The following is an 18,144-nucleotide window of genomic DNA, read 5'->3' as shown; positions in this document are numbered from 1 at the left end:
TATAGCCACAACGATTTCAAGTGTGTTCATACGAGTAACCAAGAGAGAAAATGACCGACGATCACCCTAGTACCGGCTCGCCGAAGAAAACCTGGCTCGACAAACTCAGCCAACTCTTCCAGGGCGAGCCAAAAGACCGCAACGATCTGGTAGAGGTCATCGCCGATGCCGAAGAGCGGGACCTCATCGATCAGGACACCAAGGACATGATCGAGGGCGTGCTCGAAATTGCCGAGCTGCGCGTGCGTGACATCATGATCCCCCGCTCCCAGATGGTGACCATCGAGAAGTCCCAGCCGGTGGACGAGTTCCTGCCGGTCATCATCGAATCCGGCCACTCCCGCTTCCCGGTGATCAACGAAGACAAGGATCACGTGGAGGGCATCTTGCTCGCCAAGGATCTGCTGCCGTTCGGTTTTGGCGGCCAGCATGCCAGCGAACCGCTCCAGCTGGAGAAGATCCTGCGTCCCACGGTGATCGTGCCGGAAAGCAAACGGGTCGATCGTCTGCTCAAGGAGTTCCGGGAAGAGCGCTACCACATGGCCATCGTGGTGGACGAATTTGGCGGTGTCTCTGGCCTCGTGACCATCGAGGACATTCTGGAGCTCATCGTCGGCGAGATAGACGACGAGTTCGACGACATCGAGGACGAGCCGGAAGAGATCCGCCGCATCAGCAAGCGGGTCTTCTCGGTGAGCGCGCTGACCGAGATCGAGGACTTCAACGACTTCTTCGGCACCCAGTTCAGCGATGAAGAGGTGGACACCGTCGGCGGTCTGGTGATGCACGCCTTCAGCCACCTGCCCAAGAAGGGTGAAGAGATCGAACTCGACGGCTACCTGTTCAAGGTGATGCACGCCGATCGCCGTCGCCTGCAACAGTTGCAGGTGAAGATCCCCGAGCATCATGCGGCGGCGCAGCCGGAGTCCTGATCCCGCCCAGCACCACGCACATCCCGCGCCCCTCTCGTCAGGGGCGCTTTTTTTGCCTCTCTCCCGCCGCGCGACCGCCCCTGGACCCACGCCGACCGCGAGGCTCGCCGTTGACCCGGTTTGCGGTTAAGATGTCGGCCATTGTGTTTCCATTCAGTCCAATTCGAGCCCCGATCCCCCGTGAAATCGAAACTCCTGACCAGCCTGTTTGCCATTGCCAGCGGCGCCATCGCCGTGTTGGCCTTCTCCCCTTTCGGCTACTGGCCCCTGGTGATCCCCTCCCTGCTCGGCCTTTACGCCCTGCTGGACAAGGCCACCCCCAAACAGGCAGCCTGGCGCGGCTTCGGCTACGCCATGGGTCTGTTCCTGCCCGGGCAGTGGTGGATCCACGTCAGCATGACGGAGTTTGGCGGCATTCCGCTGCCGGCCGCCTTCGTGCTGCTGGCCGGGCTCTGCGCCTATCTCTCCCTCTACCCGACCCTGGCTTGCTGGCTCTTCGCCCGCTTCTTTGTCGGCCGCCACTGGAGCCGCTGGCTGCTCGCCTTCCCGGCGCTCTGGCTGATGGCCGATTGGCTGCGGGGCTGGGTGATGACAGGCTACCCCTGGCTCTGGTTCGGCTACACCCAGATAGACGGCCCCCTCAAGGGCTTCGCTCCCCTTCTCGGGGTGCAGGGCATCACCCTCGCCCTGCTGCTCACCGCCTCCGCCCTCTGGCTGGTATGGCAGCACCGCAAGCCGGCATGGCTGCTGCTCCCCGTCGCCCTGGTGGGCGCCGCCCAGGGGCTGATGCAGCTCAACTGGGTGACCCGGGGTGAGCCGGTCAAGGTCGCGCTGGTGCAGGGCAACATCGAGCAGTCCCTCAAGTGGGATCCGGAGGCCCTGGTGCCGACCGTGCGCAAGTATCAGGATCTCAGCCGCGAGAACCAGGATGCCGACATCATCGTCTGGCCGGAGTCCGCCATCCCGGCCATCGAGAAGGAGATGGGTACCTATCTGGAGAGCCTGGACAAGGCGATGAAGGTGAACGACACCGGCCTGCTGGCGGGGATCATCCATTACGATCTGAAACAGCAGCGCTTCTTCAATACCGTGCTCGGCATGGGGGTACAGGATGCTGAGGGCAAGGAGTCCTACTACTACGAGCACAAGAACCGCTACTACAAGTACCACCTGCTGCCCATCGGCGAGTTCGTGCCCTTTGAAGATCTGCTGCGTCCCATCGCCCCCTTCTTCAACCTGCCCATGTCCTCCTTCAGCCGGGGTGACGAGGTGCAGCCGAACCTGATCGCCAAGGGGCTCAAGTTTGCCGCCGCCATCTGTTACGAGATCATCTTCCCGGACGAGGTGCGCCGCAACGTGCAGCCGGATACCGACTTTCTGCTGACCGTCTCCAACGACGCCTGGTTCGGCACCAGCATCGGCCCCTGGCAGCACATGGAGATCGCCCGCATGCGCGCCCTCGAGCTGGCCCGCCCGCTGCTGCGCGACACCAACACCGGCATCACCATCGTCACCGAGATAGACGGCAGCATCATCGCCCAGATCCCGCAATTCGAGGCTGGAGTATTGCGTGCCGAGGTACGCCCCGCCCACGGCCAGACCCCCTATCTGCGTTTTGGCAGCTGGCCCATGTATGGCCTGGCCGCCGCCCTGCTGGGGCTGGCCCTGTGGCTGCGCCCACGTGCCCACCCCTGGGCACGCAAGGGCTAAGACCACACAACGCCGATAAACAAAAGAGGCGCCCTTGGGCGCCTCTTTTTATGGTTTGGCTTATGGCTTGGCACAGTCTGGCGGCTCAAGGAGACAGCGGCTCACGGTGATACTCATCGGCCCCGCACTCGGGGCAGGTGCCAAGCTGCTCCGGGTGCAGCACGGTATGGCGCCACTCGCAGTGATCGCACACCAGCACCCCGAGTCCCACCCAGTCCCCCGCCCGGTAGACCCCCTTGTGTTCCAGCTCGTCCGCCAACTCCTGCCACTCCATCTGGGTGCGGTCGGTCACGTCCGCCAGCCAGGACCAGGCGGTGTCCTTGAGCGCCAGCATGAAGGCCGACTCCTCCACCTGCTCATCCTTGCGCCCTTCGTCATAGTTGCCCAGATCCCGCTTCACATACTCGGCGATCAGCGCCAGCTCGTCTTGGGTCAGATCCCCGGCCGCCTCCAGATAGGCCTGCACCTTGGCGATCATCCGGTTGAGGCGCTCTCCCTGAAACGCTTCCGTCTCTTCCCACTGCTTCTTGAGCTGGGCGATAAAGGCTTCATACCCTTGTCGACGTTTGTCCATGGCCATCACTCCTCTGCTGAATCCCGATCGAGCCAGACCCTGACCTCGGGCTCGGCGGATACGGGCGGCGGTTGCCATTCTCACTTCGTTGCGACTCTCGCGGCTCTTGCGGCTCTGCAAATCCTCGCGGGTACCGGACCTGGCCCGAGACCGGGCGGATGCTGGCGGTTGTTGCCGCCGCAGGATATGGGTATTCTATCGGGATTTCCCAGCCGTTTTATCTATTCATTTCACAGATCCGGATGTCACCAATGCAAGAGCAATACGTTCCCCAATCCATAGAACCAGCAGTGCAGAAGCACTGGGATGCCAAGAAAACCTTCAAGGCGGTGGAGAAAGTAGACAAGGAAAAGTTCTACTGCCTCTCCATGTTCCCCTATCCGTCTGGTCGTCTACACATGGGGCACGTTCGCAACTACACCATAGGTGATGTGATCTCCCGTTATCAACGCCTCAATGGCAAGAACGTGCTGCAACCTATCGGTTGGGACGCCTTCGGCCTGCCGGCGGAAAACGCCGCCATCAAGAACAACACGGCACCGGCGCCCTGGACCTACGAAAACATCGAATACATGAAGAACCAGCTGAAGATGCTGGGTCTGGGTTATGACTGGGATCGGGAGCTGGCCACCTGCAAGCCGGACTACTACCGCTGGGAACAGTGGTTCTTCACCAAGCTCTACGAGAAGGGTCTGGTCTACAAGAAGACCTCCTCCGTCAACTGGTGCCCGAACGACATGACCGTGCTGGCCAACGAGCAGGTTGTCGACAACTGCTGCTGGCGCTGTGACACCCCGGTGGAACAAAAAGAGATCCCTCAGTGGTTCATCAAGATCACCGACTACGCCGAAGAGCTGTTGAACGACATCGACAATCTGGAAGGCTGGCCGGAGATGGTCAAGACCATGCAGCGCAACTGGATTGGCCGCTCCGAAGGGGTCAACATCAGCTTCAATATCGACGGTCAGGCCGAGCACCTCGAGGTCTACACCACCCGTCCGGACACCTTCATGGGTGTGACCTATGTGGGCATCGCCGCCGGTCACCCGCTGGCGCTGCAAGCAGCCCAGAACAATCCGGAGCTGGCCGCCTTCATCGAAGAGTGCAAGAACACCAAGGTGGCCGAAGCTGAACTGGCCACCATGGAGAAGAAGGGCATGGCCACCGGCCTCTACGCCATTCACCCGCTGGATGGCCGCAAGGTGCCCGTCTGGGTCGCCAACTTCGTGCTGATGAACTACGGCACCGGCGCCGTGATGGCGGTTCCGGCCCACGATCAGCGTGACTTCGAATTCGCCACCAAGTACGGCCTCGAGATCAAGCCTGTCATCAAGCCGGTTGATGGCGACGTCGACGTGAGCGAAGCGGCTTATACCGAGAAGGGCGTGCTGTTCAACTCCGGCGAGTTCGACGGCCTCGACTTCCAGGGTGCCTTCGATGCCATCGCCAACAAGCTGGAAGGGCTCGGCAAGGGCAAGCGCACCGTCAACTACCGTCTGCGCGACTGGGGGGTTTCCCGTCAGCGCTACTGGGGCGCTCCCATCCCCATGCTGACCCTGGCGGACGGTACCGTGGTGCCGACCCCGGAAGATCAACTGCCGGTCCTGCTGCCGGAAGACGTGGTGATGGACGGTATCCAGAGCCCCATCAAGGCCGATGCCGAGTGGGCCAAGACCACTTACAACGGCCAGGAAGCGTTCCGCGAGACCGATACCTTCGACACCTTCATGGAGTCCTCCTGGTACTACGCCCGCTACTGCTCCCCAGACTACGACAAGGGCATGCTGGATCCGGCGGCTGCCAACCACTGGCTGCCGGTGGATCAATACATCGGCGGCATCGAGCACGCCTGTATGCACCTGCTCTATGCCCGGTTCTTCCACAAGCTGCTGCGTGATGCGGGCCTGGTGAACAGCGACGAGCCGTTCAAGCGCCTGCTCTGCCAGGGCATGGTGCTGGCTGACGCCTTCTACTACAAGGATGAGAAGGGCGGCAACGTCTGGGTCAGCCCCCTCGACGTCAAGGTGGAGCGTGACGACAAGGGTCGCATCACCAAGGCCATCGACAACGAAGGTCGTGAGGTGATGCACTCCGGTATGACCAAGATGTCCAAGTCCAAGAACAACGGCATCGACCCGCAGCTGATGGTGGAGCGTTACGGCGCCGATACCGTCCGTCTGTTCATGATGTTCGCCTCCCCGGCCGAGATGACCCTGGAATGGTCCGACTCCGGCGTGGAAGGTGCCCAGCGCTTCCTGCGTCGCCTGTGGCGCATCACCTTCGAGCACGTATCCGGTGGCGCCGTTGCCGCACTGGACGTCGCCGCCCTCACCAGCGACCAGAAAGCCGTGCGCCGCGAGCTGCACAAGACCATCGCCAAGGTGAGCGACGACGTGGGTCGCCGTCAGACTTTCAACACCGCCATCGCTGCCATCATGGAGCTGATGAACAACCTGGCCAAACTGGGCAGCGACGCTCAGGATCGCGCCCTGATGCAGGAAGCGCTGGAAGCGGTCGTGGTCATGCTCTACCCCATCACCCCGCACATCGGCTTCGAGCTGTGGAAGATGCTGGGCAAGGAAGGGGACATCGATGTCGCGGCCTGGCCGGTGGCTGACGAAGCGGCCATGGTCGAGACCGAGAAGCTGGTGGTGGTGCAGATCAACGGCAAGATGCGCGGCAAGCTGACCGTGCCGGCCGAGATAAGCCAGGCCGACGTCGAGAAGCTGGCCATGGCCGATGCGTCCGTACAGAAGTTCACCGACGGTCTGACCGTGCGCAAAGTCGTGTACGTGCCGGGCAAGCTGCTCAACATCGTGGCCAACTGATGACGCCTCCCCTGGCGGCGGCCGACAGTCTGGCCGCCAGGGGCTGACGACACACGGATGATGACGGCGGGCCCTGCGCCCGCCGCTCTTCCCTTCATGCAAAGAGGATTTTTTATGGGCACCATCTTCACGCGCTGGATGACCATCGTGCTGGCAGGACTGTTGCTGCAGGCCTGCGGTTTTCAGATGCGGGGCACCGCCATTCCCCCCGAACTGATGACCATGAAAGTGGTCGGTGACAACAAGAGCGACTTCTACCGGCTGGTCACCACCCGTCTCAAGGCCGCTGGCGTGCAGCTCGCCGACAAGGAGGGCATCCCGGTGCTGACCCTGGCCGGGGTACGTAGCCGCAGCCAGGTCGCCTCCGTCGACTCCATCGGCCAGGACCGCGAATACCTGCTGAGTTACAGCACCCAGTTCACCGTGGTCATGCCGGGCAAACCGACCCAGGTCTTCCCCATCACCTTCAACCGCAGCTTCCTGAACAAGCCGGATGCGGCACTCGCCTCCTCCCGCGAGCAGGAGCAGCTCGGCAAGGAGATGCAGGAGCAGGCCGCCAACCTGGTTATTCGCCAGCTCAGTCAGGTCAAGTTCTGATGCGCGTATCTTGATGAGAGGGTGTTGATGAGAGTCTATCCCGAGCAGTTTGCGGATCATCTCAAGGCAGGGCTCAAGCCCTGCTATCTCATTTTTGGGGACGAGCCCCTGCTCAAACTGGAAGCTGTCGACGCCGTGCGTCAGGTGGCACGCAAACAGGGCTTCGATGAGCGCCACAGCTTCGTGGTGGAACAGGGGCTGGACTGGAACCAGGTCTACGATGCCTGCCAGGCCATGAGCCTGTTCTCGGCTCGCCAGATCATCGAGCTGGAGCTGCCCGCCAAGATCGACAAGGATCTCGCCGCCCGCATCAGCGATATTGGCAAGCAACTCCACCCCGACCTGCTGCTGGTGCTCTCGGGCCCCCGCCTCAACCAGACCCAGATGAAGGCGGCCTGGTTCGACAAGCTGAGCCAGAGCGGCACCTATGTGCCGGTCAACCACCCCGAGCCCCGCTTCTTCCCGCGCTGGATGAGCGCCCGCTTTCAGCGCTTCGGCCTCAAGGCACTGCCGGATGCGGTCAACTTCATGTGCCACGCCTACGAGGGCAACCTGCTGGCCGCGAGCCAGGAGATCGAGAAGCTGACCCTGCTCTCCCCGCCCCAGCCCATCAGCGTCGCCTATCTGCAGGAGACCATCATCCGCCACGCCCACTTCACCCCCTTCCAGCTCGTCGATACCCTGCTGGAAGGAAAGGTGAACCGGGCCCAGCGCATCCTGCTGGCCCTGCGCGCCGAAGGTACCGAACCCGGCATGCTGGCCTGGACCCTGTGCCGCGAACTGGAGCAGCTCACCGAGCTGGCGCTGGCCGCCCGCGCCGGACAGCCCCTGGTGGAGCATTTCAGCCGCCTGCGCATCTGGCAGAGTCGCCAGCAGCTCATCCAGCAGGCGCTGACCCGGCTTCCCTTCCCCAAGATCCGACAGCTCTGGCAACTGATGGCCCGGCTGGACCATGCCCAGCGCCATTTCGACACCGAGCAGGCCTGGCTGATGCTGCAAACCATCGCCCTCGGCTTTCGTGACGGTATCCCGCTCCCCCTGCTGGAGACGGAATCATGCTGACACCGCCCATCGGGATCCTCGGCGGCACCTTCGATCCCATTCACATCGGCCACCTGAGGCCCGCCATCGAGGCACGGGACGCCCTGGGTCTGGCCGAGGTGCGCCTGCTCCCGAACCATATCCCGCCCCACCGGGCCAATCCGCTCTGCTCCAGCGAGCAGCGTCTGGCCATGGTCCGGCTGGCTGCGGCGGACAACCCGGGATTCGTGGTGGATGAGCGGGAGCTCAGGCGCAACACCCCCTCCTGGACCATCGACACCCTTGTCGAATTGAGGAGCGAGCTGCCGGACACCCCGCTCTGCTTTTTGATGGGGATGGATTCCCTGCTCGGCCTGCCGGGCTGGCACCGCTGGCAGGAGTTGCTCGATTACGCCCATCTGGTGGTGAGCTGCCGCCCAGGCTGGCAACCGGATTATCCCGTCCAGGTTGCCGCGCTGCTGGCCCGCCACCAGACCCGGGACATTCAGGATCTCCATCGCCAGCGCCACGGTCATGTCTGGCTTTGTGACAACCTGCCCGTCGAGCTGTCGGCCACACGCCTGCGTGCCCTGCTCGCGGCAGGCCAGGATCCCAAATACCTGCTGCCCAACCCGGTCGCCGACTATATTCGGCGCCACGGGCTCTACCGCTCATCGGCAACGCAGTAAACGGCGTCACGCAGGCGGGTCAGCCGACACGTCCGGGCGCACAGGGCCCGGCCCTGACTATTGCCAGGCCGGGTTGCACACTATAGTGATCGTCAAGGGGCCCCTCCCCCACGGGACGGCTCCCCGGGCGATGCTCCCTTTGCCAGGCTGGGAAACGGGAGTGACCATGATATAATCCGCCGCCCTCTGGCGCCGGAAGATAGGAGAAGACATTGCAAGGCCAAGAATTGCTCGCCTTTATCGTCGACAAGATCGATGACATGAAAGGCCGCGACATCATCACCCTCGATGTGCGCGGCAAATCCAGCATCACGGACACCATGATCATCTGCTCCGGCAACTCCAATCGTCACGTCAGTGCCATCGCCCACAACCTCGCCAGCGAGGCCCGTCATGCGGGGCTCGACCTGCTGAGCGTGGAAGGGGAACTCACCGGTGAGTGGGTGCTGGTGGACATGGGGTCGGTCATCGTCCACGTGATGCAGGATGAGTACCGCGACTTCTACCAGCTGGAAAAACTCTGGAGCGGCGCCGCCCAGGTCAATTCGCAATAAAGGGCGACAGCGTAACCAAAGATGAAGATCCAGTTGATTGCCGTGGGCACCAAGATGCCTGCCTGGGTAGAGCATGGCTTCGAAGAGTACCGTCGCCGCTTCCCCAAAGACATGCCGTTCGAGCTGGTCGAGATCGGCGCAGGCAAGCGCGGCAAGAATGCCGATATTCCCCGCATCCTGCAAAAGGAAGGGGAAGCCATGCTGGCCGCCGCCGGCCGCTCCCGCATCGTGACCCTGGACATTCCGGGCAAGCCCTGGACCACGGAGCAACTCGCCGTGCAACTGGAAGCCTGGAAGCTGGATGGCCGGGACGTGGCGCTGCTGGTGGGTGGCCCGGAGGGGCTCTCCCCCGAGTGCAAGGCTGCCGCGGAACAGAGCTGGTCGCTCTCGCCCCTGACCCTGCCCCATCCCCTGGTGCGGGTACTGGTGGCCGAGAGCCTCTACCGCGCCTGGAGCATCACCACCAATCACCCTTATCACAGAGAGTGACCCATGCCGACCCTGAGCATGCATTTCTCCTCTCTCACCCGCACGTCAGCCACAAGGTAACGGCATGCTGAAGAATCGCATTGAAATGCGCGATCACAGTGCCGAGGGACGTCTGTTCTTCCGGCGCACCCTGGTCGCCTACATCGGCATGGTCACCCTCATGCTGGTGCTGCTGGCTAACCTCTACTACCTGCAAGTAGAGTCTTACGAAACCTATCAGACCCGATCCAACGACAACCGCATCCGTGTGGTGCCGGTGGCGCCGCCCCGTGGTCTCATCTACGACGCCAACGGTGTCCTGCTGGCGGAAAACCGCCCGGTCTACAGCCTGGAGATCGTGCCCGAAGAGACCGAGAACCTGGAGAAGACCGCGGACGACCTCATCACCCTGCTGGCCCTGCCGGAGGGGACCAAGGAGAAGTTCCTGGCCGAGGTCAAACGTCAGCGCCGCTTCAAGCCCGTGCCCCTGTTCGAGAAGCTGACCGAATACCAGGTCGCCCTCTTCTCGGTCAACCAGCACAACTACCCGGGGGCCAGCATCGAGGCCTACCTCAAGCGCTACTACCCGTTCGGCGATACCCTGACCCATGCCCTGGGCTACGTGGCCAAGATCAACACCCGTGACGTGGAGCGCCTCGAGAAGGAGGAGAAGCTCGCCAACTATGCCGCCACCAAGGACATCGGCAAACAGGGGGTAGAGAAGTACTACGAGGATCAGCTGCACGGCGTGGCGGGGTATCAGGAGGTCGAGGTGAACAACCGCGGCCGGGTGGTACGCACCCTGAAATTCCAGCCCCCCGAGCCCGGCAAGGACATCTACCTCAACATCGACATCCGCCTGCAGTTGAAAGCCCAGGAGCTGCTGGCCGGCCGCCGGGGCGCCATCGTGATGATGGAGCCCAACACCGGCGCCATCCTGGCCATGGAGTCGAGCCCGAGCTACGACCCCAACCTGTTCGTGACCGGCATCTCCAGCGCCAACTACTCGGCGCTGCTCAACGATCCCGCCCGGCCGCTGGTGAACCGAACCACCCAGGGCATCTATGCCCCCGCCTCCACCGTCAAGCCCATGATGGCGGTGATGGGGCTCAACGAGGGGGCGATCACCCCCAATTACCGCTATTTCGGCGGGCCCAGCTTCTCCATCCCGGGCACCACCAAGAAGTTCCGGGACTGGCGCCGCTGGGGCCACGGCTGGCTCGACGTCTATCGCGCCATCGAGGTCTCGGCGGATACCTATTTCTACGATCTCGCCTACCGGGTCGGCATCGACAAGATCAACAGCTACATGACCAAGTTCGGCTTCGGCCAGTACAGCGGCGTGGACCTCTATGAAGAGACCCGGGGCGTCATGCCCTCCCGGGACTGGAAGATGGCCCGCTGGCGTCAACCCTGGTACCAGGGGGACACCATCTCCATCGGCATCGGCCAGGGCTACTGGAGCGCCACCCCGATCCAGCTCGCCAAGGCCATCAGCATCCTGACCCAGAACGGTCACGACGTGACGCCGCACCTGCTCAAGAGCACCGCCTCCTCCGATGGCGTGGTCAACGCCCCCATCAACCCGAACGTGGCCATCGCCGCCAAGAGCGATACCTACTGGCAGGTGGCCAAGGACGGCATGTGGCGCGTCATCAACGGCCACGAAGGGACGGGGCGCCGCGCCTTCGCCAATACCCCCTACAAGGCGGCGGGCAAGTCCGGCACCGCCCAGGTGGTGGGCCTCAAGGAGAACCAGGTCTACAACGCGGCCACCACCAAGGTGGAGCACCGCGACAACGCCCTGTTCGTCGCCTTCGCCCCCTTCGAGGCACCCAAGGCGGTGGTCGCCCTGGTGCTGGAGAACGCCGGGGGCGGCAGCGCCATGGCGGCACCGGTCGCCCGCCACATGCTGGATGCCTATCTGCTGCCGCCGGAACCCCAGTTGCCACCGGCACCGGAAAAGCCGTCCCAACCGAGTGAGGTCGTTTCCCAATGAGTAATTCTGCCCGCCAGCAGAGCATCTGGTACAAGCTGCACATCGACCTGCCGCTGCTGCTCGGCCTGCTGACCCTGATGGCCCTCTCCATGGTGGTGCTCTACTCCGCCTCGGGCCAGGATCTCGACTCCATCGTGCGCCAGCTGGTGCGCGGCGCCCTGGCCTTCGGTCTGATGATCGGCATGGCCCAGCTGCCGCCCTCCCTCTATGCCCGCTGGTCGGTGCCCCTGTTTGCGGTGGTGGTGCTGCTGCTCATCGCGGTGGACGTGTTCGGCCATATCGGCAAGGGGGCCCAGCGCTGGCTCGATCTCGGCTTCATGAAGTTCCAGCCCTCCGAGGTGATGAAACTCTCCATGCCCATCATGGTGGCCGCCTGGCTCAGCCGGCACTCCCTGCCGCCAAAGTTCAGCCATGTGATGATCGCCCTGGTGATGGTGCTGCTGCCCACCCTGCTGATCGCGGCCCAACCCGATCTCGGCACCTCCATCCTGGTGGCCGCTTCCGGCTTCTTCGTCATCTTCCTGGCGGGGATCAGCTGGTGGCTCATCGGGCTCGCGGTCTTGCTCATCTGCGCCTTCATGCCGGTACTCTGGTTCTTCCTGATGCACGACTACCAGCGCCAGCGGGTGCTAATGCTGCTGGACCCGGAGAAGGACCCGCTCGGTCGCGGCTATCACATCATCCAGTCCAAGATTGCGATCGGCTCCGGCGGCGTGTTCGGCAAGGGGTGGCTGCAAGGCACCCAGTCCCAGCTCGAATTCCTGCCAGAGCGCCACACCGACTTCATCTTCGCCGTCTTCAGCGAGGAGTTCGGTCTGGTGGGAGTGGCCCTCTTGCTGGTCATCTACCTCTACATCATCAGCCGCTGCCTGTTTATCTCCATGCAGGCCCAGAACAGCTTCGAACGCCTGCTGGGGGGCGCCCTGACCCTGACCTTCTTCGTCTATGTGTTCGTCAACATGGGCATGGTAAGCGGCATCCTGCCGGTGGTAGGGGTTCCCCTGCCACTGGTGAGCTACGGCGGCACCTCCATGGTGACCCTGATGGCGGGCTTCGGCGTTCTGATGTCCATCCAGACCCACAGGCGGCTGCTCGCCTGATGCGGCTCGGCTGGCTGGCTCTATCTCTGTGCACCCTGACGGCGGGTGCTGCCGTCTCGCCGGCCCGGCTCAGCCTGCTTGCCGAGCAGCAGCAGGTGCCGCTGGCAGAGTTGCAGGCCGCCGCCGCCCAGGCCAGCCTGCGCCAGGAGGTGCTGGACACCATCCGCCGCCCCTGGGAAGCCAAGCCCTGGCACCGCTACAGGCCGCTGTTCATCACCCCGGAGCGCATCCGGGACGGAGTGGGATTCTGGCAGCGCCATGCCGCCACCCTGGCACGGGCCGAGCAGACCTACCAGGTCCCCGCCTCCCTCATCGTCGCCATCATCGGCATCGAGACCTTTTACGGTCGACAGATGGGCCGCCATCCGGTGCTCGACAGCCTTTACACCCTGGGATTCCACTACCCAGAACGGGCGGATTTCTTCGCCAAGGAGTTTGCCCAGCTGGTGCTGCTTGCCCGGGAAGAGAAGTGGCCGCTCACCAATCTCAAGGGCTCCTATGCCGGCGCCATGGGCATGGGCCAGTTCATGCCCTCCAGCTACCGCCACTACGCGGTCGACTTCGACGGAGACGGCAAGCGGGATCTCTTCGCCAACCCGGCAGATGCCATCGGCAGCGTGGCCAACTACTTCGCCCTGCACCACTGGCGCTGGGGCGAGCCGGTGGTGGAGCCCGCCTTGATCGGATTGGCGCCAGTAGGTACCCTGCTTGCACCCGAGCCCGAGCTAAGACACCGCTGGGCAGAGCTGGCCGCTGCGGGCATAGAAGTCGCCACACCGCCGTCACCCGAGACGCCGGTAAAACTGCTGGCGATGGAGCAGGCCGAAGGACCGGAATACTGGGTCGCGCGCCACAATTTTTACGTGATCACCCGCTACAATCGCAGCCCTCTCTATGCGATGGCGGTGCATCAACTCAGTCAAGCAATCCAGGACGCTTATGCATTACAGCCACAAACTTCTTCCCCTCAGCCTGACCTTGTTGCTGGCCGCCTGTAGCAGCCAACCCGAACCCCAGCCGCTGCCCCCGGAGCCCGTCCCCCAGGAGAAGCCCCAGGTCATCGAGATCCCCCAGGCGACCGGCGCCATTCCCCGTCCCGAACCCATGAGCGAGAGCGGCAACCGGGACTACTGGATCGGCAAGCAGAAGTTTGAGGTGTGGCGCGACGTCAAGCACTACAGCGAGGAAGGCACTGCCAGTTGGCTCTCCCGGGATCTGGACGGCAACAAGACTGCCAACGGCGACGTGCAGGACAGCACCCTGTTCAGCGCCGCCCACCGCAACCTGCCCCTGCCAAGCTACGTGCGGGTCACCAATCTGGACAACGGTCTGGAGACCATAGTACGCGTCAATGATCGCGGCCCCTTCGGCAGCGATCGCCTCATCGATCTCTCCCACGCCGCCGCCGCGCAGTTGGAGATGGTGGAAGGGGGTGAGGCCCGGGTGCGCCTCGAACTCATCACCGATCAGCCGGATCAGATGGTGGAGATGGTGCCCATGACCCCGATGACGCCCATGGAGCCAGCGGCGCCAGCAGCCAATTCCTTCGTCAACGAGACGCCGGCCCCCACGGCACCGGCCAAGGCCGAGCCTGCTCCTGCCGCCACGGCAACCACCACCGTCTCCCCCCCCAAGGCCGGTGCGACCCAGGGCAAGATGATCCAGGTGCTCGCCAGCGGCTCGCAGGCGCGGGCCGAGGCCATGGGCAAGGTGATGACCCAGCGCTATGGCGTGCCGTACCAGGTGGTGGCACATGGCGCCGTCTTCCGCGTCCTGCTCGGACCCGTGGCCAGCGACAAGCAGGCCCCTCTGCTCGAGCAGATCCGCCAGGGTGGGTTGGAGCAGGCCTTCATCGTGCCCTGATACCCGCCCCGACCTCGCGCCGGGATACGACGCGAGGTCGGGGACCATCCCATAAAATCCCGTCCAGGTCGCATCTCGGACTATGACCGACACGCACATCTGGTATAGTGGGGCCCGCTTTTTTTCAACTTGGGTACATCCCATCCAGGCACCAGGAATTTCAAGATGTCCAAATTTGCCCGCTCCGTTATTCTGGCCTCCCTGTTAAGCGCCACCGCTCAGGCCAACCAGCCTGTTCCGACCCCGGATTCGGCCCTGCCGAGTGCCCAGCCGGTCCCCACTTTGAACAGCGCCCCCATGGTGGTGCCTGCCGCGCCCGAAATCTCCGCCAAGGCCCACATCCTGATCGACTACTTCTCCGGACAGGTGCTGGCCGAGCAGAACGCCGACGAGCGTCTGCCCCCCGCCAGCCTGACCAAGATGATGACCTCCTACATCGTCGGCGACGAGTTGCACAAGGGGAACATCAAGGGCACCGACATGGTGACCATCAGCCAGAACGCCTGGTCCAAGAACTACTCCGATTCCTCCAAGATGTTCATCGAGGTGGGCAAGCAGGTCTCCGTCGATGATCTCAACAAGGGCATCATCATCCAGTCCGGCAACGACGCCTGCGTCGCCATGGCCGAGCACCTGGCAGGCAGCACCGACTCCTTCGCCAGCCTGATGAACGCCTGGGCCGCCAAGCTCGGCATGAAGGACTCCCAGTTCAAGAACCCCCACGGCCTGGATGAAGAGGGCCACTACAGTACCGCCCGCGACATGGCCCGCCTGGGTCAGGCCCTGATCCACGATCAGCCGGAGGAGTACAAGATCTACTCCCAGAAGTCCTTCGTGTTCAACGGCATCACCCAGCACAACCGCAACCGCCTGCTGTGGGACCAATCCCTGCAGGTTGACGGCATCAAGACAGGTCACGTCAGCCAGGTCGGCTACAACCTGGTCTCTTCCGCCACCAACAACGAAGGCATGCGCCTGATCGCCGTGGTCATGGGGGCCAACAGCGAGGCCTCACGCGCTGCCGAAAGCAAGAAGCTGCTCACCTACGGCTTCCGCTTCTTCCAGAGCCTGACCCCCTACAAGGCGGGCACCGAACTGGTCACCCAGAAGATCTGGATGGGCGACAAGCCGGAAGTGAAGCTGGGGGTCGACAAGGACGTCTCCGTGCTGGTCACCCGTGGCCAGGGCAACAACCTCAAGGCGGACTTCCAGCTGGAGAGCGAGCTGAAGGCGCCCCTGGCCAAGGGCCAGCGCGTCGGCACCGTGTACCTCAAGCAAGGGGACAAGGAGATCAAGCAGGTTCCCCTGGTTGCCCTGGAAGAGGTGCAGGAAGGTGGCCTGATGAGCCGCCTGTGGGATTACCTGGTCATGCTGGTCTCCAGCTGGTTCAAGTAACAGACCCTTCCTCAAGCAGCGGCGCCAACAGGCGCCGCTGCTGTCTTTTGCGGTCTGTCCAGTCAATAACCCTGTAATCTGCAGGTTCCGCCGACTGACGATTTGTGGTAAAAAGCAGCATTTCCACGTCTTGCCGCACCGCCGGGTCTTGATCCCGAGGCGGCTCATGCCCATATAGACTGGGAACTGTCCCCTGGGGGCAGATGAGGGGACCGTTTCGGCGGCCCTCAAAGACGTAAAGATGACGCCGCTTCCCGGCGACCCAGAAAGGTGAAGTAGATGAATACCAAGTTTGATGAACTGCTGGAGTTCCCCTGCAAGTTCCCGTTCAAGGTGCTTGGCGTGGCCGATCCCGCCCTGCCCGACATGGTGGTGGAAGTGCTGCAGCAACATGCTCCCGGCACCTACAGCCCGACCGTTCAACCTAGCTCCAAGGGCAACTATCACTCGGTACGGGTGACGGTCACCGCCCAGAGCAAGGAACACATCGAGGCCATGTATACCGCCCTTGGCAAGATCGAGCTGGTTCGTTACGTCCTGTAAGTTGCCTCTCTCGCCCCACCACCGGGGCGACTGATTATTTGCCGCCCGGTCGCAGCGGCGACCGTACCGACACCGCGCCGCCAGTGAGGAAAGATGTCACTCGAAACGCCCGCCGAGCCACAACCGTCAGCCGGCCAACTGCTCGTCAGACAGCTGGGCCGTCGCCCCTACCAGCCGGTGTGGGACGCCATGAAGGCGTTCACCGACAATCGCACCCCCGACACCCCGGACGAGTTCTGGGTGGTGGAGCATGACCCCGTCTACACCCAGGGCCAGGCCGGCAAGGCCGAACACCTGCTCGCCCCGGGCAACATCCCGGTGGTGCAGAGTGATCGCGGCGGCCAGGTGACCTATCACGGCCCGGGCCAGCTGGTGCTCTACGTGCTGGTGGATGTGCGCCGCAGCAAGCTCTCTGTACGGGAGCTGGTGACCTGCCTCGAAACCGCCATCATCAACACGCTCGCCAAAAGCAATATCAAGGCCTACGCCAAGGCCGATGCCCCGGGCGTCTACGTGAAGAGCGATCTGGGTATGGAAGCCAAGCTGGCGTCCCTGGGTTTGCGCATTCGCAAGGGGTGCTCGTTCCACGGGTTGGCCCTCAACGTCAACATGGACATGACTCCCTTCCTGCGCATCAATCCGTGCGGCTATGCGGGCATGGCCATGACCCAGACCAGCGCCCTGGGCGGCCCGCAGAGCGTCGCCGAGGCACAGTCCCTGCTGGTGACGGAGCTGGCCCGCCTGATTGGCTACCAAGAGATCACGAATACCGAAGAGGCGGCATGAGCAACCCCATGCCCCGTGGTCACGAGGGAGCCGGGAGGCCCCTGATGACCGTCAACCAGACAATAACAAACACCGAGAGTGAATCATGAGCAAACCCGTTCGTATGGAGCCGGGCGTCAAGCTGCGCGATGGCGACAAGATGGCCCTGATCCCGGTGAAATTCATGCCGGATCCCAACGAGGAAGTGCTGCGCAAGCCGGAGTGGATGCGGATCAAGCTGCCGCCGTCGAGCCAGAAGATCGAGCACATCAAGAGCACCCTGCGCAAAAACAAGCTGCACTCTGTGTGTGAAGAGGCTTCCTGCCCCAACCTGGCGGAGTGCTTCAACCACGGCACCGCGACCTTCATGATCATGGGCGCCATCTGTACCCGCCGCTGCCCCTTCTGCGACGTGGCCCACGGCCGTCCGTTGCCGCTGGATCCGGAGGAACCGAAGAAGCTGGCACTCACCATCAAGGAGATGAACCTCAAGTACGTGGTGATCACCTCGGTGGACCGCGACGATCTGCGGGACGGCGGTGCCCAGCACTTCGCCGACTGCATCCGCGAGATCCGCGAGCACAGCCCCCAGACCCGTATCGAGATCCTGACCCCGGACTTCCGTGGCCGGATGGAGCAGGCGCTGGAGGTGTTCCGCGAGACCCCGCCTGACGTCTTCAACCACAACCTGGAAACCGCCCCGCGCATGTACCGGGTTGCCCGTCCGGGTGCCGATTACAAGTGGTCCCTGGAGCTGCTGCGCCGCATCAAGGAGATGCACCCCCACGTGCCGACCAAGTCCGGCCTGATGATGGGCCTTGGCGAGACCAACGAGGAGATCGTCGAGGTGCTCAAGGATCTGCGCGAGCACGGCGTCAACATGCTGACCCTGGGCCAGTACCTGCAACCGAGCCGCCACCACCTGCCGGTGAAGCGTTATGTGCCGCCCGCAGAATTCGACGAACTCAAGGATGTGGCCATGGATCTCGGCTTCAGCCACGCCGCTTGCGGTCCCTTCGTGCGTTCCTCCTACCACGCAGACCTGCAAGCCAAGGGGGAAGAGGTCAAATAAGCCTCTTTTCCTGCTGGCAGAAAAAAGAGCGCCTC

General features: G+C 63.2%; 17 protein-coding genes. 16 read left to right on the top strand and 1 reads right to left on the bottom strand.

Annotated features, from left to right (window positions below):
• Positions 1-50: 50 nt before the first annotated feature.
• Together corC and lnt are read left to right on the top strand one after the other, a co-directional pair.
• On the top strand, positions 51-932 hold the full coding sequence (gene corC / locus BGO64_RS07870) for a CNNM family magnesium/cobalt transport protein CorC (protein WP_010673769.1): 882 nt from the start codon (positions 51-53) through the stop codon (positions 930-932).
• 180 nt (positions 933-1,112) lie between these two features.
• A complete protein-coding gene (gene lnt / locus BGO64_RS07865; RefSeq protein ID WP_160837071.1) occupies positions 1,113-2,642 on the top strand; it encodes an apolipoprotein N-acyltransferase in 1,530 nt (509 codons plus the stop codon).
• 85 nt (positions 2,643-2,727) lie between these two features.
• Here lnt and BGO64_RS07860 read toward each other — a convergent pair whose 3' ends face one another.
• Positions 2,728-3,216, bottom strand: coding sequence for a zinc ribbon-containing protein (locus tag BGO64_RS07860; RefSeq protein ID WP_286700423.1), 489 nt, complete (start codon positions 3,214-3,216; stop codon positions 2,728-2,730).
• Between the two features lie 251 nt (positions 3,217-3,467).
• Between BGO64_RS07860 and leuS the strand changes: the two genes are divergently transcribed.
• From leuS to lipA, 14 genes are all read left to right on the top strand, one after another.
• Complete coding sequence (leuS, locus tag BGO64_RS07855; RefSeq protein ID WP_286700422.1) at positions 3,468-6,044, top strand: leucine--tRNA ligase; 2,577 nt, start codon at positions 3,468-3,470, stop codon at positions 6,042-6,044.
• Between the two features lie 114 nt (positions 6,045-6,158).
• Positions 6,159-6,641: an LPS-assembly lipoprotein LptE gene (locus BGO64_RS07850; RefSeq protein ID WP_286700421.1), complete on the top strand. Its 483-nt coding sequence runs from the start codon at positions 6,159-6,161 to the stop codon at positions 6,639-6,641.
• 27 nt (positions 6,642-6,668) lie between these two features.
• The gene (gene holA / locus BGO64_RS07845) at positions 6,669-7,703 is read left to right on the top strand and encodes a DNA polymerase III subunit delta (protein ID WP_286700420.1); all 1,035 of its coding nucleotides are present in this window, start codon (positions 6,669-6,671) and stop codon (positions 7,701-7,703) included.
• Entirely contained in the window at positions 7,697-8,350 is a 654-nt protein-coding gene (gene nadD, locus BGO64_RS07840; RefSeq protein ID WP_286700419.1) for a nicotinate-nucleotide adenylyltransferase, read from the top strand. The genes holA and nadD overlap by 7 nt, the downstream gene beginning before the upstream one ends.
• 212 nt (positions 8,351-8,562) lie before the next feature.
• Entirely contained in the window at positions 8,563-8,904 is a 342-nt protein-coding gene (gene rsfS / locus BGO64_RS07835) for a ribosome silencing factor (RefSeq protein ID WP_010673762.1), read from the top strand.
• A gap of 21 nt (positions 8,905-8,925) precedes the next feature.
• Positions 8,926-9,393 (top strand): 23S rRNA (pseudouridine(1915)-N(3))-methyltransferase RlmH, encoded by a 468-nt coding sequence (gene rlmH / locus BGO64_RS07830; protein WP_005298242.1) that lies wholly within the window; start codon positions 8,926-8,928, stop codon positions 9,391-9,393.
• A gap of 64 nt (positions 9,394-9,457) precedes the next feature.
• Positions 9,458-11,371, top strand: a complete 1,914-nt coding sequence (mrdA, locus tag BGO64_RS07825; protein WP_010673761.1) for a penicillin-binding protein 2 — start codon at positions 9,458-9,460, stop codon at positions 11,369-11,371.
• Positions 11,368-12,471, top strand: coding sequence for a rod shape-determining protein RodA (gene rodA, locus BGO64_RS07820; protein ID WP_010673760.1), 1,104 nt, complete (start codon positions 11,368-11,370; stop codon positions 12,469-12,471). Before mrdA ends, rodA begins: the two co-directional genes overlap by 4 nt.
• Positions 12,471-13,469 (top strand): lytic murein transglycosylase B, encoded by a 999-nt coding sequence (gene mltB / locus BGO64_RS07815; RefSeq protein WP_286700418.1) that lies wholly within the window; start codon positions 12,471-12,473, stop codon positions 13,467-13,469. Before rodA ends, mltB begins: the two co-directional genes overlap by 1 nt.
• On the top strand, positions 13,411-14,334 hold the full coding sequence (locus BGO64_RS07810; protein ID WP_286700417.1) for a septal ring lytic transglycosylase RlpA family protein: 924 nt from the start codon (positions 13,411-13,413) through the stop codon (positions 14,332-14,334). Before mltB ends, BGO64_RS07810 begins: the two co-directional genes overlap by 59 nt.
• Before the next feature lie 165 nt (positions 14,335-14,499).
• Positions 14,500-15,729, top strand: a complete 1,230-nt coding sequence (locus BGO64_RS07805; RefSeq protein ID WP_010673757.1) for a D-alanyl-D-alanine carboxypeptidase family protein — start codon at positions 14,500-14,502, stop codon at positions 15,727-15,729.
• Between the two features lie 279 nt (positions 15,730-16,008).
• On the top strand, positions 16,009-16,272 hold the full coding sequence (gene ybeD, locus BGO64_RS07800; protein WP_010673756.1) for a DUF493 family protein YbeD: 264 nt from the start codon (positions 16,009-16,011) through the stop codon (positions 16,270-16,272).
• 93 nt (positions 16,273-16,365) lie between these two features.
• Positions 16,366-17,058 carry a lipoyl(octanoyl) transferase LipB gene (gene lipB / locus BGO64_RS07795; protein ID WP_257711267.1) on the top strand — a complete coding sequence of 231 codons (693 nt, stop codon included), beginning with the start codon at positions 16,366-16,368 and terminating at the stop codon, positions 17,056-17,058.
• A gap of 85 nt (positions 17,059-17,143) precedes the next feature.
• Positions 17,144-18,109, top strand: a complete 966-nt coding sequence (lipA, locus tag BGO64_RS07790; protein ID WP_039041111.1) for a lipoyl synthase — start codon at positions 17,144-17,146, stop codon at positions 18,107-18,109.
• Positions 18,110-18,144: the final 35 nt, after the last annotated feature.

The sequence above is a fragment of the Aeromonas sp. 62-46 genome, assembly GCF_001898585.1.
GTDB lineage: Bacteria > Pseudomonadota > Gammaproteobacteria > Enterobacterales > Aeromonadaceae > Aeromonas > Aeromonas caviae.
This window is presented reverse-complemented; position numbering and strand designations above follow the sequence as displayed.

What these genes read in the sequence shown, in the direction of transcription:
- corC (WP_010673769.1), top strand. Translation starts at nt 51, where the DNA reads ATGACCGACGATCACCCTAGTACCGGCTCGCCGAAGAAAACCTGGCTC.
- BGO64_RS07860 (WP_286700423.1), bottom strand. Translation starts at nt 3,216, where the DNA reads ATGGACAAACGTCGACAAGGGTATGAAGCCTTTATCGCCCAGCTCAAG.
- leuS (WP_286700422.1), top strand. Translation starts at nt 3,468, where the DNA reads ATGCAAGAGCAATACGTTCCCCAATCCATAGAACCAGCAGTGCAGAAG.
- BGO64_RS07850 (WP_286700421.1), top strand. Translation starts at nt 6,159, where the DNA reads ATGGGCACCATCTTCACGCGCTGGATGACCATCGTGCTGGCAGGACTG.
- holA (WP_286700420.1), top strand. Translation starts at nt 6,669, where the DNA reads ATGAGAGTCTATCCCGAGCAGTTTGCGGATCATCTCAAGGCAGGGCTC.
- nadD (WP_286700419.1), top strand. Translation starts at nt 7,697, where the DNA reads ATGCTGACACCGCCCATCGGGATCCTCGGCGGCACCTTCGATCCCATT.
- rlmH (WP_005298242.1), top strand. Translation starts at nt 8,926, where the DNA reads ATGAAGATCCAGTTGATTGCCGTGGGCACCAAGATGCCTGCCTGGGTA.
- mrdA (WP_010673761.1), top strand. Translation starts at nt 9,458, where the DNA reads ATGCTGAAGAATCGCATTGAAATGCGCGATCACAGTGCCGAGGGACGT.
- rodA (WP_010673760.1), top strand. Translation starts at nt 11,368, where the DNA reads ATGAGTAATTCTGCCCGCCAGCAGAGCATCTGGTACAAGCTGCACATC.
- mltB (WP_286700418.1), top strand. Translation starts at nt 12,471, where the DNA reads ATGCGGCTCGGCTGGCTGGCTCTATCTCTGTGCACCCTGACGGCGGGT.
- BGO64_RS07810 (WP_286700417.1), top strand. Translation starts at nt 13,411, where the DNA reads ATGCATTACAGCCACAAACTTCTTCCCCTCAGCCTGACCTTGTTGCTG.
- BGO64_RS07805 (WP_010673757.1), top strand. Translation starts at nt 14,500, where the DNA reads ATGTCCAAATTTGCCCGCTCCGTTATTCTGGCCTCCCTGTTAAGCGCC.
- ybeD (WP_010673756.1), top strand. Translation starts at nt 16,009, where the DNA reads ATGAATACCAAGTTTGATGAACTGCTGGAGTTCCCCTGCAAGTTCCCG.
- lipB (WP_257711267.1), top strand. Translation starts at nt 16,366, where the DNA reads ATGTCACTCGAAACGCCCGCCGAGCCACAACCGTCAGCCGGCCAACTG.
- lipA (WP_039041111.1), top strand. Translation starts at nt 17,144, where the DNA reads ATGAGCAAACCCGTTCGTATGGAGCCGGGCGTCAAGCTGCGCGATGGC.